This is a genomic window from Kiritimatiellia bacterium (genome assembly GCA_025054615.1).
In the GTDB taxonomy this organism is placed as follows: domain Bacteria; phylum Verrucomicrobiota; class Kiritimatiellia; order CAIVKH01; family CAIVKH01; genus JANWZO01.
Genome location: JANWZO010000016.1, coordinates 1 through 14,484 on the forward strand (window position 1 = coordinate 1; position 14,484 = coordinate 14,484).

Consider the following 14,484-nt stretch of genomic DNA (forward strand, 5'->3'; position numbering starts at 1 on the left):
CGCCTGCACATCGTGCGGCATCGCGGGTTCAGCTTGAGTGACTGGAGTTCAGACGTGTGCTCTTCCGATCTTCCACGCCCCCGCTGCGTTATTCCACGTCTGCTCTGCGTCCGCCCGCGCCTGCGCTTCGTGCGCCCGCGCCGGGGCTTCGGTGCGGAAGGGCGTCGGGTCGGGCCCGAGGGGTCGGGGGCGGGTGGGGTGGGGGGGGTGGGGGGGGGGGGGGCGGAGCTGGCGGTGGCGCCGGGGCCGCAGCGGGCGCGGCTGCGGAGGCCTCGCTTTCCAAAACGAGAATCGGCTGGCCGACTCGGGCTTTGGCGCCTTCTTTGACCAAGACCTGGGCCACCACGCCGCCGGCCGGAGAGGGAATCTCGACGGTGGCTTTGCCCGTCTCCATTTCCAAAATCGGTTGGTCCGGCTTTACCGTGTCGCCGACTTTGACGAGCACGCGGACGACATCGCCGGTATCGACATTTTCGCCGAGCGAGGGGAGTTTGATTTCGATGGCAGCCATGTTCGTCTCCAGATCAATCGGTCAGAGGGTTCGGCTTGGACGGGTTGATGTCGAGTTGACGGATCGCCTGCGCGAGGACCTTCCGTTCCATCTGGCCGGCGCGGACCAGTTGGGTCAGGACCGCAAGCGTGATGTAGCGGGCGTCCACTTCAAAAAAGTCGCGAAGCTTCGCGCGCGTTTCGCTGCGGCCAAAACCTTCCGTGCCCAGGTTGTACATCGGCCGATTAACCCACCGCTGGATCGAATCCGGCAACATCTTGACATAATCGGAGGCGGCCACGATAACTCCCTCGGTGTTGTTCAGGCATTGGGAAACATAGGGGACTTTGGGCGGCTCCTCTGGATTGAGTAAATTAAACCGATCGGCTTCCATTGCGTCCCGCCGCAGTTCTTTGTAGCTGGTGACCGACCAAACGTCCGCCGCGACTCCGTAGGATTCAGCGAGCATGGCTTGTGCCTTCACGACCTCGTTGAGGATGGTGCCGCTTCCCAGAATTTGGGCCCGATACTTTGCGTTCCCAAGACTTGCCGGCTTGAAGAGGTACATGCCCTTGAGAATCCCCTCTTCGGCCCCTGTGGGCATCGGGGGCATCGCGTAATTTTCATTATAAAGAGTGAGGTAGTAAAAAATGCTTTCGCCGTTGACGTACATACGGCGGATGCCTTCCCGGATGATGACCGCCATTTCATAGGCATAGGCAGGGTCGTAACTCATCAGGTTCGGCACCGGGTAGGCGAGCAGGTGGCTGTGGCCGTCCTGATGTTGCAGTCCCTCGCCGTTGAGCGTGGTTCGACCTGCCGTGCCCCCCAGCAGGAAGCCGCGGCAGCGACTGTCGCCCGCGAGCCAGACCAGGTCGCCGACCCGCTGCATTCCGAACATGGAGTAGTAGATGTAGAAGGGGATCGTATTGACGCCGTGATTGGCGTACGCTGTGCCGGCGGCAATAAATGAACTGATCGAACCGGCCTCGTTGATGCCCTCCTCGAGGATCTGTCCGTCCTTGGCCTCCTTGTAGTAAAGGAGACTCTCCGCATCGACAGGCTCGTACAGTTGCCCAACGTGCGAATAGATCCCGATCTGCCGGAACAGGGATTCCATGCCAAATGTGCGGGCCTCATCGGGAACGATGGGGACGATCAGCTTTCCGACATGGGGATCTTTTACAATCTTCGAGAGCAGCCGAACGAAGGCCATCGTGGTGGAAACCTCGCGGCCTTCTGTGCCTTTCGCGAATTCGGCGAAGACGTCGTCTTCGGGCATCGTGATGGGTTTGGCGCGGACCGTTCGCTTGGGCAGGAAGCCGCCGAGGGCCCGCCGCCTTTCCATCAGGTACTTCATTTCGAGGCTGTCCTTGGCGGGCCGGTAGAAGGGAGCAGACGCGATATCGTCCTCGGAGATCGGGATGTCGAATCGGCGACGGAATTCACGCAGCTCTTCTTCATTGAGCTTCTTCTGCTGGTGCGTGATGTTTTTGCCCTCGCCAGCCTCGCCGAGACCATATCCCTTGATCGTGCGCGCGAGGATTACGCTTGGCGCGCCCTTGTGGTTCACGGCGGCGCGATAGGCCGCGTAGATTTTTTCTGGATCATGTCCGCCCAGGCGCAGCCTGGTGAGCTGCTCGTCGCTCAGGTGTTCAACGAGCTTCAAGGTCTCCGGATACTTTCCAAAAAAGTGTTTTCGGATGTAGTCGCCGGATTCTGTCGCATACTTTTGGAATTCCCCGTCAACGACCTCGCCCATGCGCTTGACCAGATGGCCGGTCTTGTCCGCGGCGAAGAGGGGATCCCAGTCGCTGCCCCAGATGACCTTGATGACATTCCAGCCCACGCCCCGGAACACGGCTTCCAATTCCTGAATGATCTGGCCGTTGCCGCGCACGGGGCCGTCGAGGCGCTGAAGGTTGCAGTTGATGACAAAGATGAGGTTGTCGAGTTGCTCGCGGGCAGCCAGGGAAATGGCGCCAAGCGTCTCCGGTTCGTCGCACTCGCCATCTCCGAGGAACGCCCACACCTTCTGGTCCGATTTCTTTTTCAACCCTCGGTCCTCGAGGTAGCGGATAAATCGAGCATGGTAGATGGCGGTGATGGGCCCGAGGCCCATGGAAACGGTCGGGAATTCCCAGAAATCCGGCATCAACCACGGGTGGGGGTAGGAGGAGAGTCCCCCGCCCTTGGAGAGCTCACGGCGAAAATTCTCCAAGTTCTCCCGTGAAAGTCGCCCTTCCAAAAACGCTCTTGCATAGATTCCCGGCGATGCGTGTCCCTGGAAATAGACAAAGTCCGGTTCCTGCGTTTCGCTCCGTCCGCGGAAAAAGTGATTGAAACCGACCTCATACAGCGTTGCGCTGGACGCAAACGTCGAGATATGGCCGCCAATGCTGCTGTCGGCGCGGTTCGCGCGCACCACCATCGCCATCGCATTCCACCGCACGAGACTTTTGATGCGACGCTCCAACTCGCGGTCGCCGGGATATGGGGGTTGCAGGTGCGCGGGAATGGTATTCGTGTAGGGCGTAACCGAAGTTACCGGCAGCCTGACGCCCATCCGTTGGGCGTGCTGCTGCAGGTCGCTCAACAGGTTGGCAACACGGTCCGGACCGCGGGAGTAGTACACGTCTTCCAACGAATCCAGCCAGTCTCGCGTCTCCAGTTGCTCGAGTTGCTCCGGGCTCAGATCGGAATCACTCATCGGTGAAGTTCCCTTCTTTCGGCATGCGAACGTACGGGCACCCAGCCCAAAACGCAAGTCTGAGGCGTTCTTTCAGCCTGCTGATTTCGTTGGGCTGCCCATGATAAAAAAATGGCATGACAGAACATCAACAAGCACGAATTTGCGGACGAATCAAAGCCTTCCGATATGCCATCAGGGGCATCGGCTTGCTGCTCACGCATCATGTCCACGGCCGAATCCACGCCGTGGCTGCCGTGCTAACCATATTGCTTGGGGCCTGGTTCCGAATCGAGCGCGCCGAATGGATGGCGGTCGCCCTGAGCATTGGGTTGGTCCTGGCTGCCGAGGCCATAAACAGCGCCCTGGAGGAGCTGGCAGACGCACTGCATCCCGGCCATCATCCCGCCATCGGACGCGCAAAAGACCTTGCCGCCGGAGGCGTTCTCGCGGCTTCTATTGCGGCCGCTGCCGTCGGAGGACTGGTTTTTGTGCCGAGGCTCCTTGCGCTCTAGATTGAACCCGGCTCACGCGCGGCCCATTGACGCGGAAGCGCCGACATCGCCCCGCGTCGGCTTCCATTCGTCGAACTCCTCCATCCGAGGGCTCTTTCGATTCGGAATACGGCCGGGATCCTGCCAAGGCTGATGAATTTAGCCCGTGCGCCGCGGGAGTTTCTGACACTCCGCCAGAAGTTCGGGCACGGCAGCGTCTAGCGCGCTTTCCGAGAAATCCGTGATGACATGGTCCGAAAGACCCCAATGCTCGACGTGAACGACGCGCGCACCCGGCTTGATCGCGGTTAGCGGACCCAGCGACTCGGTTTCCAACATGTCCGCGTTGGTGAACACCTCCGCATTGCATCCCATGTCGGGGTATACCGCGGCCGGGTCGAATTCATGGCGCTTGATGAAGGTGCCAAAAGGCAGCGCGTAGAGGATCCACCCTAGCGACGACCGGACCCCAATTTTTTGCGGCGATGTCGCTTGTCGGTCCTGGCGCATGAGAATGTAGCGCTCGCCCCACGTAAACCGTGCGTCATTCATTTTCGTGTATTTCCACAATACTAGGGGGCGAGCGGGGAGCAGGTTCTTTTGATGGCTGCCATAAGGCTCTTGCGGCAGGATAGCGGTTCCGCCTGGGGCCATCACGGAAAGCGCCCACGGAGCGACTGTCCACGTTTTCCGGCTTCGGTTTGTGAGGGTGTGCTCCACGCGGACGCTGCCACGGACCAGCCGGATCGCCATCGATTTTTGCAGGCCGCTGGGCGAGTCCGGTTTTTGGAGGAGCGTCAAAACGTCGCCTTTCCAAGTCCACTCAACAGGTGAATTGTCGGGAGCGTAGGAAAGCGGTTTGGATTCAGGCGCGATCCAGAGTCGGTGCCCTCCGTAAATCCGCCAGGATTTTCCCCCTTGAAGCCCCTGCTGATCCGGGTACTCGTGGAACACGTTCGCTCCTCCAACCCGGCCGTAGCGGATCACGCGCGGTCCCACATCCGTCGTGACCACCAGTTCGCTGCGTCCATCTGTCAGTCGCACACAGTTCGGCCAGCCGCCGTAAGCCATTTGATCACAAGAAATTTTACTCATTTTGTTCACCATCATTTTTTATTTTGCAGGACTTTTTTATCTCGCACGACCTGATTCCGTTGGCGCAAGCCCTGACTTGGCAAACCGCATGTGACGGGTATGTTTTAGGTATGCGAATTCGTTTTCTTGTGGCGTTTCTTATCCTTTGCTCTGGCTCCTTGTGGGCGGAAACGGAGCCACAGTCTCCCGCCCGCTTTGATTTGCGGCGGCCGAGGCCACCGCCTGTCTACAGTGGCCGGGCAGCAATTCATGAGACGCCCATTCAGGTCGCGCCGCCAGTCGAACAGCCTGAACCGGAGGGAACCGTTGTTGAGCCTACTTTCGTTCCTCAAAGGCCGACGGACGAACGGCGTCGACCGAGAATGATTCCGGCGCCGACCGAACCGCCGCCGCAGGATTCATCCCTGCTTCCGATCCGAAGATCCGGTCGGGACCGGCTTCGTCGGGAGGATTCGTTGCAATCACCGAACGATTCGGGGTGGGGGTGGCTGGCAAACGATATCGCCACCAACCGCGCCCGCAGAGCGGAGGCGGAGGCTAAAAATCGCGAGGCAGAAGAGGGCACTGAGGATGAAGAGGCCGCGATTTCAGACGAAGCCCGCGCCGCCCTTGCAGGTACGACGAACGCAGATCCCTTCGCCCGTTCCGCGATGATCGAATTTCGCGACCCCGCTCGGCGGCCGGAGAATGCGAGCCGCGATCCCCAATCGCGGGAGCGCGAAGGCGACGAGCTCGAAAGCGAAGATAGGCGAGATCTGGCAAAATTCGAAAACCTCGGCACGGACGCGGTCGATGAGGCTGCACAGCCGCGCGATCGCTGGTCGCCCCTGTTGGTGGATCAGGCTCCCTCGTTTGGCTTTCGCGTCGATACCCCGCGTTACGATGCCGGCTTGTCAAGCCTTTCGACGCCGCTCGAAAGTATCCGTCGGGAGGCGGCGCAACGAGAGCCGGAGCGCAAAGCGGACCCGCTGCGATCTTTTGAATTTCCGTTCTCGGCGCGGGAGGGAGTCTCTGCGATTTCTTCGGATTCGCCCTTCAGCGCGTTGCGGGGCGCGGGCGGTTCACCCATGGTTTCAGATTCACATTCTTCGCCCTGGCGGGGTGCGTCATTCACGCCGTTCCAGCTCGCTCCCACGGATCTCGCCCCGACGCCGGCCCCGGTGTTTTCCGCGACAATTTCCCAGCCCTTTTCCACTCCTGCCACACCGCCTTCCCCCGCCTCGTCGCTGGGCGGGATGGATCGGGACCACGAACGCGCCGTGCCGCGTGCGTTGCCCTGGTAGCGCGATTGCCCGACCCGACTGGCCCACGCAACGATCGAACGGCTCAGGATGCGCGGAGATAATTGACCGCGTTGATGAAAATAGAGAGCCCGGATCCGTATTCCGGCAGGGCGCCTCGCACTTTTTGAAAGTCCCAGTGAGGGTGATTTTCAGGAAACAGATACGCCTCCGGGTGCGGCATCAGCCCGAAGACGCGGCCGGTGGGATCGCACAGGCCGGCGATCGCCTTGACGGATCCGTTTGGGTTGTGGGGGAATCTTTGCGTCGGTTTGTTCGTTGTCGGATCGACATATCGGCATACGGCCAGTTTTTTGCGCTGGATCGCGGCGAGAACTGAAGACGAGGCGGGGTAAAGACGCCCCTCCCCATGCCGGACCGGCAGATCCATCTCGGTCAGTCCACGCGTGAAGATGCAGGGAGAGTGGGGTTCGAAGCGGACGCGGACCCACCGGTTGAGGAAATGCCCGCAGGCGTTCTGCATCAGCGAGACCGTCGGCTCGAACAGGTCAGCGCCGAGGCCAGGCAACAGTCCGAGCTTGGTGAGAATCTGGAATCCATTACAAACGCCGAGGATGATTCCGCCCCGCTCGAGGAATGCGCGCAGCTCTCCGCCCAGCCGCGTCCGGAGCCGGTTGGCAAAAACCAGCCCTGAGCCCATGTGGTCGCCAAATGAAAAACCGCCAATGAGCATCAAACCGGCCGCCTGACGCAACGGCGTCGGGTCTTCGATGACGTCGTGCAGGTGGGCCAACCGCGGCTCGGCGCCGGCGAGCCGCCAGGCGTGCGCCGACTCGGCTTCGCAATTCAGTCCATAACCGGTAAGGATTAGGATCGGGGGCCGCATGGTTTCATGCCCTGTAAAAACGGCGTTCGAAATTTCCATCCTCTGTAAAAACGGCGCGGACCGGCTTCCATGCTATGGAAATGTTGAATCATAAAAAAACCTAGAACGGCGTCTGATAGGCGCGTCGGATCTTGTCGAGCGGCAAATCGACCACCTTCCGCCCGAATAGCCCGATCGACAGCTCCGGCGCCGCCATCACATCGCCAACGCGCGCGCACGGCAACCCCCGAAATATCGCCTCGAGTTCGGCCGCGCGTTCGGCGGGGCAGGTGACGACGAAACGGCTGTTGCTTTCGGCGAAGAGGAGGGCGTCGAGCGAAGCGCCGTCCTCAGGGACTTTTTCCAGCGCGATCCGGGCGCCGAGGCCGCCTCCCAGCGCGGCGAAGGCGAAGGCGATCGCGAGGCCGCCGAGCGTAGGAGTGTGGCTCGAACGGATGAGCCCGCGGACCTGCGCCTCGTTCATGGCGTGATAGATCGATTTGGCCATTTCCAGGTCGAGACTCGGCGGCTGGCCACCGATTCGATGGGGCTGGCCGGCGGCGAGGGCGCGCTGTCGGTGATATTCGGAAGCGCCCAGTTCACTGCGCGTCAGACCGATGACGAAGATTGCGTCCCCAGCCTGCTTGAAGGGCATGGTCACGGCCTGCCGGACGTCATCGATTTTTCCGATCGTCGAAATCAGCAGCGTTGGGGGGATGGAGATCTTGCGACCGCCTCGAGTCGAGTCGTTCTTCATCGAGTCTTTGCCGCTGATGAGGGGGACGCCGTAAGCGGTGCAGACGTCGTAAAGGGCCTGATTCGCTCGGACAAGTTGGGCCAGCTTATAGGGGCCATCCGGGGTCTTTTCGGAGAGCACCGGATCCGGCCAGCAGAAATTGTCAAGCGCGGCGATGCGGTCCCAGCGGCCGCCCGCGCTGACAATTCGGCGTACGGCTTCGTCGACCGCGGAAGCCGCCATCGCGTACGTATCCAGATCGGACAGAAACGGATTGACCCCTTCCGCGAGTACGATCCCCTCACGGGATTCATAATCGACACGCAGGATGGTGGCATCGCTCGGCACATCGGAGCAGATTCCGACAAAGGGCTTGAGCACGCTGAGGCCCTTGACTTCGCCGTCGTAGTGGCGGCTGATCGGTTCTTTGGATCTAATGTTCGGGGCGGCGAGCAGGCGAAGGACCCAAACGCTGCGGTTGCCCGCGCGCAGGGGTTTGGGTGGGGGGACGCGTGGGGGCGACCAGGCGGCAGCCAATTCCATGCGCGGACAGCCGTCGTGGAGAAAGTCGAGCCGCAGCATTCCGCAAAGGCGTCCGCGGTGGCTTACGCGCAGAAGCCCAGATTGGGTGAACACGCCAAGCCGGGCCACCTCGACGTCGCGCCGCCTGGCCAGTTCAGCAAAAGAATCCCAGCATTCGGGGGGCACGGCGAGGGTCATCCGTTCCTGGGCCTCGGATAGGAAGATTTCCCATGGATGGAGCCCTTCGTATTTCAGAGGGGCATTGGTCAGATCCACATCGGCCCCGCCGCTGAGCCGGCACATTTCACCGATGGAGCTGCTGAGACCTCCGGCTCCGTTATCGGTGAGCGTGCGATAGAGGCCGAGGTCACGCGCCTCAATCAGGAATTCGTATAGCTTGCGCTGGGTGATGGGGTCTCCGATCTGTACGGCCTGGGAGGGCGACTCCTGACGGAGTTCCTCGGATGAAAACGTGGCGCCGTGGATACCATCTTTACCAATCCGGCCGCCGGCCATCACGATGTAATCGCCGGGCAGAACCTCTTTGCGTTCGCTCGGGCGGCCGCCGACGAGGACCGGCAGCCGGCCAACCGTGCCGCAGAAGACCAGCGGTTTTCCAAGGAATCGCTCGTCGAATCGCTCCCAGCCGCGCGCCCATGGGATTCCGCTTTGGTTGCCGCCATCGATGACGCCCTGGTGCACGCCATCGCGGATGCGGCGAGGATGCATGAGGCCCTCGGGGAGATCGCCCGCGTAATCGGGCGGTCCGAAGCAGTATCCCCAGGTGTTGCAGACCATCTCTCCTCCGACGCCCGTGCCGAGCGCGTCGCGGTTGACGCCGACAATCCCGGTGATGGCGCCGCCATAGGGGTCCAGCGCGGACGGACTGTTATGCGTCTCCACCTTGAACAAAATATTCCAGCGTTCGTTGAACCGAATGACGCCGGCATTGTCGCTGAACACGGAGACCAGCCAGTCGATGCGCCGGCTGACCTGTTCCGTTGTTGCCCGAATGAATGTTTTGAAGAGCGAATCGATTTCGCGCTCGGCGCCGTTTTCGTCGCGGTAGCGGATTTTCGCCGCGAAAATTTTGTGTTTGCAATGCTCGCTCCACGTCTGGGCGAGGCATTCGAGTTCCAGGTCGGTTGGGCGGGGCGGCAGGCCTGCGGAGGCCCGCTCTGCGCGGATATCCGGGCGCCGATAGTAGTCGCGGATGGCGCGCATTTCGTCGAGGGAAAGCGAGAGAATGCCGTCCCGACTGATTCGCAGGAGCTCGTCATCGGGAACTTCCAGATCGATTTCGCGGACCGCTGGCGCGGTGTCGTCGCGTATGACGGGGGGTTCCCGATGAGGCGGCGCATTCAGCCATTCATCGCGGCTGTAGATCTGAACGGTGTGGATCAGAGGGTTGGCAAGGAGCTCTGCCGCGATTCGCTCGGCGCCACTGCGCTCCATCGGGCCGATAAGAAAGTACTGTGTGGCGGTGTAGACCTGCTCATAGGGCCCGATCGGTCGGTCCAGAACATCAGCGAGCACGTCGCGGGCGGTTCGGCCGACGTTGTCGGTCACGCCCGGCTTGAATCCGATCTCGAGCAGCCAATCGAAGGGCGGCGCGGGGAGGCGGTCGAGTGCGGCCTCTTGCGTGACGGGATCGCAAAACGCCCGCAGGGTTCGGCCGGTCTCATCCGGATTGAGCGGGACGTCGATCAGATAGACATCCCTCGTGCGGCAGGATCGCACCGGCAGTTGCAAATAGGACCGCGCGCGCCATGCCGTGCCCTCGCCGCGCGGGTCAGGCACGCCCGGCTTGAGGCCGATCTCGATTCGAATCGCCATGGGGCGCCAGTGTTGGACAGATTGACGGCCAGAACAAGACGGAACTGAATGCGGCGCTTGCGAAATAGGCGGCATCGCCTATCGTGGCGGTATGTCCAGCACATTTGGCACGTTGTTTCGGGTGACGACGTTCGGGGAGTCCCACTGCAAGGGGGTTGGCGCGGTGGTAGATGGTTGTCCGCCGAGGATGCCGCTTACCGAGGCGGACATTCAGCCCCAGTTGGATCGGCGCCGACCGGGCCAGAGTGCGGTCAGCACCCCCCGATCCGAGCGCGACGAGGTCGTCATTCTCTCGGGCACTGAACAGGGCGTCACGTTGGGTACGCCCATCGGACTATTTGTGGCGAACCAGGACCAGCGTCCCGGCGACTACAAGGAAATGCAGAACATCCCGCGGCCATCCCATGCGGATTACACCTATCAAATGAAATACGGCATCCGCGCCTCGAGCGGAGGCGGCCGCTCCAGCGCGCGGGAGACGATCGGTCGGGTCGCCGCCGGGGCGATTGCGGAGAAGTGGCTTCGCATCACATATGGAATCGAAATTGTTGCGTGGGTCAGTTCCGTCGGCGCCATCGATGCGCCGCCGATCGATTTCGAGACGGTTTCGCGCAAGGATGTCGATGCAACCATCATCCGGTGTCCGCATGCGGAAACGGCCGAGCGCATGATTCGCGCGGTGCAAGAGGCGCGGGAGTGCGGGGATTCCGTCGGCGGCGTGGTCACCTGCGTATGTCGCGGCGTGCCGGCGGGTTGGGGCGAGCCCGTGTTCGACAAATTGGAGGCCAAACTCGCGCAGGCGATGCTTTCACTTCCCGCCACCAAGGGCTTTGAAATCGGGTCCGGATTTGCGGGCGCGCGAATGCGGGGCAGCGAGCACAATGACGCGTTCGTCAAAAAGGGAGACCGGCTGGGCACGCGAACGAATTACAGCGGCGGAATCCAGGGCGGAATCTCGAACGGCGAGCCCATCTGGTTTCGCGTCGCGTTCAAGCCTCCAGCGACCATTAGCCAGCCCCAGCCAACGGCCGATTTTGATGGCAACGAGACCATCCTGGAGGCGAAGGGTCGACATGACCCCTGTGTGGTCAACCGCGCCGTCCCGATTGTCGAGGCGATGGCCGCGCTAGTGCTCATCGACGCTGCCCTCATCCAGCGGTCGCGCTGAAAAAACGCGGAGCTCTGTTCAGGGCGCCAGTTGGACGCCGGAGCGGAAGAAGCGGGCGGGCAGCGAATTGGTTTCCACCCATACGATCGGAACGCCCACGCCCTGGAGGTTTGTGGCAATCGGGATCCACGTGGAATCCATCACGTTGGAAGACGCTTCGATCCGGTACAGGCGGCCCGTCGCGGTCGGCACAGTGATCGTCTGATCGGTAGCATTTGTTGATACCGCCAGAAGAATGCGATGGAAGTCCGAGGGGTTGTTCGGATCCGTCAGCGCGACAAACTCATGAAGGTCGGGGAAACCGTCGCCATCGCTGTCCCGGTCAGGCGGGGATGCGGATGTGCAATCAAATCCGTTCGCGGTTTCCCAAGCGTCATGCATGCCGTCTCCGTCGATGTCCGGCGTGTCCGATGCGGATGTTCCGAACTGGACGAGTAAGCGCGGCGGCGTGCCCGATTGCTGGTTGCTCCAGCAGCGCCAATGGTCGCCTGAGCCGTTCGCCGTGAGAACGACGAGTCCGAGATAGTTGCCAGGCGACCAGTCGGGGCGGTTGATGACCTCTTGAATTACGGCGGCCAGGTTCGGGGAATCATATTCGCCGTGCGTGGCGAACGCCGGCGGCGACCAAGTGACAGACGCGGACGTCAAAGGATAAAGGCCGGTAACCGACGGACCGGAACCCCCCACAAACGGGGCGATATTGCTCACGTTGTAGGCGCGAATGATGAAAGTGGGAGATCCACTGTTGTCGGCAAAGCCCCGCAGGCGGAGCGTCGCGGTTTGGATGGAAGCGCCGGCGGGAATGGCGAGCGGAAACGCCATTGCGGGTTCGTAGCGGTACGATGGCGCATTTTCGCGTCCCGCGCAGAGGCAATTCGCGTTGTATTGGTTCTGGAAGGCGTTGACACCCGAGAACGACTCCACATTCCGGTTAGCCGCAGGCACCGGTTGGTCGACTGCGCCGCCGGGGAGGGGGGCATAGCCGGCGCGAAGGAAGAGACCGGTCACAGGAATAAAGAGGAGGCGATTTTGCGGGCCGGCATCGGACCAGCAACGGAACACGTACACAGTCCCATTCAACGTTTGATTGGTGGGCGCGATGAGGGTGAACCAGTTCGTCACGGGGAGCATGCGCGTGAACGGTGTGACGTCAGAGACCCCATCTAGGATAATTGCCAATCCGGAAGGCACTGAGTGGATCGTCACGTTGGTCATGGGCGGCGGCGGGGGCGGCGGTGCCGGCGGACCGAGCGGGGCGGTCCAGTTCGTGTCGACGCTGCGGGGCATCCATTGGCCGTTGTTTGTGACGCCGGCGATCAGCCGACCCACGGGGGACAGGCCGGTGAGATCATAGACGTTGGTTCCACTGCCCTCCTCAAACCGGTAATAGGCGACCAGTCCGGGCGTGTTCGTCGCGAGAACGTTCCAATACACGTTGGAAATTTCGGCTTGCGATAGCGCTTGCGTCCAAACGCGGAACTCGTCGAGAAAGCCATTGAAGGAGGGGTAGGCCGCTCCTGCGTCGTGTTTTTCGGCGGCGAGGACGAGATAGGGATCAGAGTTCGGATAACTTGTTGGCCGGCCCACGCGGTATCCGATGTGGCCGGTGGGGCCGAAGCCCTGCGCGTCGAGCCGGCCGTCGACATAGATGCGCATCAGTCCACTGCTCCGAACGCGCGTCACCGCCACGTGGTGCCAGAGGTCATCCCCCACGTTGTTGGTGCCGACAATCGTGCGGCCGAGATTTGTTCGGGAAAGGCCAAACGCCACCACTCGGGATCCGCCGACCGCGCCGATGCTCACCCCAAAATCGCCGTAATCGCCATCGAAGAAAACATCCCGGTCTACGACGACATTCCCTGTAATCCACCCGTCGCCGTTGTTCGTGTCGTATACGACGCCATTGTTGTCGGCCGCGCGGCAGCGCATCCAAAATTCGATGGTAAAATCATCGCCTACATTTAGCGGATTGCCGGGCGAATTGATGGGAATTTTGACACGATCCTGGTCGCCGGGCGGCCCGACTCCGGTGCCGTAGAATCGCAGGGAATAATGCGAAGTTTGCGCTTGAGCGGCGGGCACAGCCAAAAAGATGCCGGCAGCAGCCACCCAGCCACATGCAATTCTCCAAGCCCGGCACCGATGGATAAGATGCCGAATCATAGGATACAAAACGCTACAAACCATACACCAACTTCGGCGTGTGGAAACCTGAATCAGCCGGCAACTTTCACCTGCGGCGTCGACACATTCCCGCTCGCCGTGCCCTGTGCGTTTTAGATCCGGTCTTGTCCGGCGCGTTTATTCCTGGACCAGTTCCGCGAGCTTGAACCCAGCCTCCCGGAGCATCGCCATGTCCTTCTCGTAGCCCTGGCCACCTGTGGTCAGGTAGCCCTCCGTGAACATGGAGTTGGCCGGATAAAGGGCAAGCGGCTGCATGTGGCGAAGCACGACCTCGCGGCCGCCGGCGATGCGGATGTCGCGGGTGGGGTTGACAAAGCGGAACATGCACAGGCATTTCAGCGCCTCGACCGGAGACATCTTTTCGAGATGGGCCAGCGGCGTCCCTGGCCGCGGATCGAGAAAGTTCACCGGAATCGATTCGACCTCGAGTTCGCGGAGGGTGAAGGCGAGATCGACGCGGTCCTCCAGCGTCTCGCCCATGCCCATGATGCCTCCGCAGCACGCCTCCATACCTGCGGCTTTTGCGAATTTAACGGTTTGTACCCGATCCTCAAAGGTGTGCGTTTGGCAAATTTTCGGAAAGAACGCGCGAGACGTTTCCAGATTGTGGTTGAACCGGTCCACTCCTGCGGCGGCGAGCCGGACAGCTTGCGCTTCAGTGAGGATCCCCAGGGAGGTGCAAATCTTGATGTTCATCTCGGATTTGATCCGCCGTACCGCCTCGCAGATCACGTCCAGCTCGCGTTCCGAGGGTCCGCGCGTCGAGGTTACCATGCAATATTTGACCGCCCCGAGCTCGTAGGCCTTACGTGCGCCCTCGACGAGTTCTTCGACGGTTTGCATCGGATAGCGTTGGACGCCGCTGTACGCGCCAATCGCCTGGCTGCAAAACGCGCAGTTCTCCCGGCACAGTCCGCTTTTGGCATTTCGGAGCACGTGCAGGCGCACGTCCCGGCCATGGAAACGACGCCGCACACGAAAGGCCGCGTGCAGCAGTGCCAGCAGGTCGTCGTCATCCGATTGCAGGATTGCAAGAGCTTCCTCGCGCGTTGGCGCGATGCCCGCCAAGGCTCGTTCAGCGAGTTCGTCCCAGTCGACTGCCGCGATTTTTCTTTCCGCTTTCGCCATGCCGCTTTTTATACAATCCGCTGAACGAGCTGCAAA

Annotated in this window: 10 protein-coding genes; 3 read left to right on the forward strand and 7 right to left on the reverse strand. The window is 61.4% G+C overall.

Going from position 1 to position 14,484, the window contains the following annotated elements:
• Positions 1 to 88: 88 nt before the first annotated feature.
• Entirely contained in the window at positions 89 to 511 is a 423-nt protein-coding gene (locus tag NZ740_08110) for a biotin/lipoyl-binding protein (GenBank protein ID MCS6771972.1), read from the reverse strand.
• Positions 512 to 524: 13 nt separating this feature from the next.
• Complete coding sequence (gene aceE / locus NZ740_08115) at positions 525 to 3,200, reverse strand: pyruvate dehydrogenase (acetyl-transferring), homodimeric type (GenBank protein ID MCS6771973.1); 2,676 nt, start codon at positions 3,198 to 3,200, stop codon at positions 525 to 527.
• A 116-nt stretch (positions 3,201 to 3,316) separates the two neighbouring features.
• Between aceE and NZ740_08120 the strand changes: the two genes are divergently transcribed.
• Complete coding sequence (locus NZ740_08120; GenBank protein MCS6771974.1) at positions 3,317 to 3,694, forward strand: diacylglycerol kinase family protein; 378 nt, start codon at positions 3,317 to 3,319, stop codon at positions 3,692 to 3,694.
• Positions 3,695 to 3,832: 138 nt separating this feature from the next.
• On the opposite strand, the gene NZ740_08125 is transcribed toward NZ740_08120, so the two are convergent.
• Entirely contained in the window at positions 3,833 to 4,768 is a 936-nt protein-coding gene (locus NZ740_08125) for a hypothetical protein (protein ID MCS6771975.1), read from the reverse strand.
• A gap of 362 nt (positions 4,769 to 5,130) precedes the next feature.
• Here NZ740_08125 and NZ740_08130 point away from each other — a divergent pair, with 362 nt between their 5' ends.
• Positions 5,131 to 6,051, forward strand: coding sequence for a hypothetical protein (locus tag NZ740_08130; GenBank protein ID MCS6771976.1), 921 nt, complete (start codon positions 5,131 to 5,133; stop codon positions 6,049 to 6,051).
• 43 nt (positions 6,052 to 6,094) lie between these two features.
• Here NZ740_08130 and NZ740_08135 read toward each other — a convergent pair whose 3' ends face one another.
• Together NZ740_08135 and NZ740_08140 are read right to left on the reverse strand one after the other, a co-directional pair.
• Positions 6,095 to 6,895 (reverse strand): phosphoribosylformylglycinamidine synthase subunit PurQ, encoded by an 801-nt coding sequence (locus NZ740_08135; protein ID MCS6771977.1) that lies wholly within the window; start codon positions 6,893 to 6,895, stop codon positions 6,095 to 6,097.
• Between the two features lie 100 nt (positions 6,896 to 6,995).
• Positions 6,996 to 9,968 (reverse strand): AIR synthase-related protein, encoded by a 2,973-nt coding sequence (locus NZ740_08140; protein MCS6771978.1) that lies wholly within the window; start codon positions 9,966 to 9,968, stop codon positions 6,996 to 6,998.
• Positions 9,969 to 10,059: 91 nt separating this feature from the next.
• Here NZ740_08140 and aroC point away from each other — a divergent pair, with 91 nt between their 5' ends.
• Positions 10,060 to 11,136: a chorismate synthase gene (gene aroC / locus NZ740_08145; GenBank protein MCS6771979.1), complete on the forward strand. Its 1,077-nt coding sequence runs from the start codon at positions 10,060 to 10,062 to the stop codon at positions 11,134 to 11,136.
• Between the two features lie 18 nt (positions 11,137 to 11,154).
• Here the strand turns inward: aroC and NZ740_08150 are convergent, their stop codons facing one another.
• Both NZ740_08150 and bioB read right to left on the reverse strand, forming a co-directional pair.
• On the reverse strand, positions 11,155 to 13,245 hold the full coding sequence (locus NZ740_08150; GenBank protein MCS6771980.1) for a LamG domain-containing protein: 2,091 nt from the start codon (positions 13,243 to 13,245) through the stop codon (positions 11,155 to 11,157).
• 192 nt (positions 13,246 to 13,437) lie between these two features.
• A complete protein-coding gene (gene bioB / locus NZ740_08155; protein ID MCS6771981.1) occupies positions 13,438 to 14,448 on the reverse strand; it encodes a biotin synthase BioB in 1,011 nt (336 codons plus the stop codon).
• Between the last annotated feature and the right edge of the window lie 36 nt (positions 14,449 to 14,484).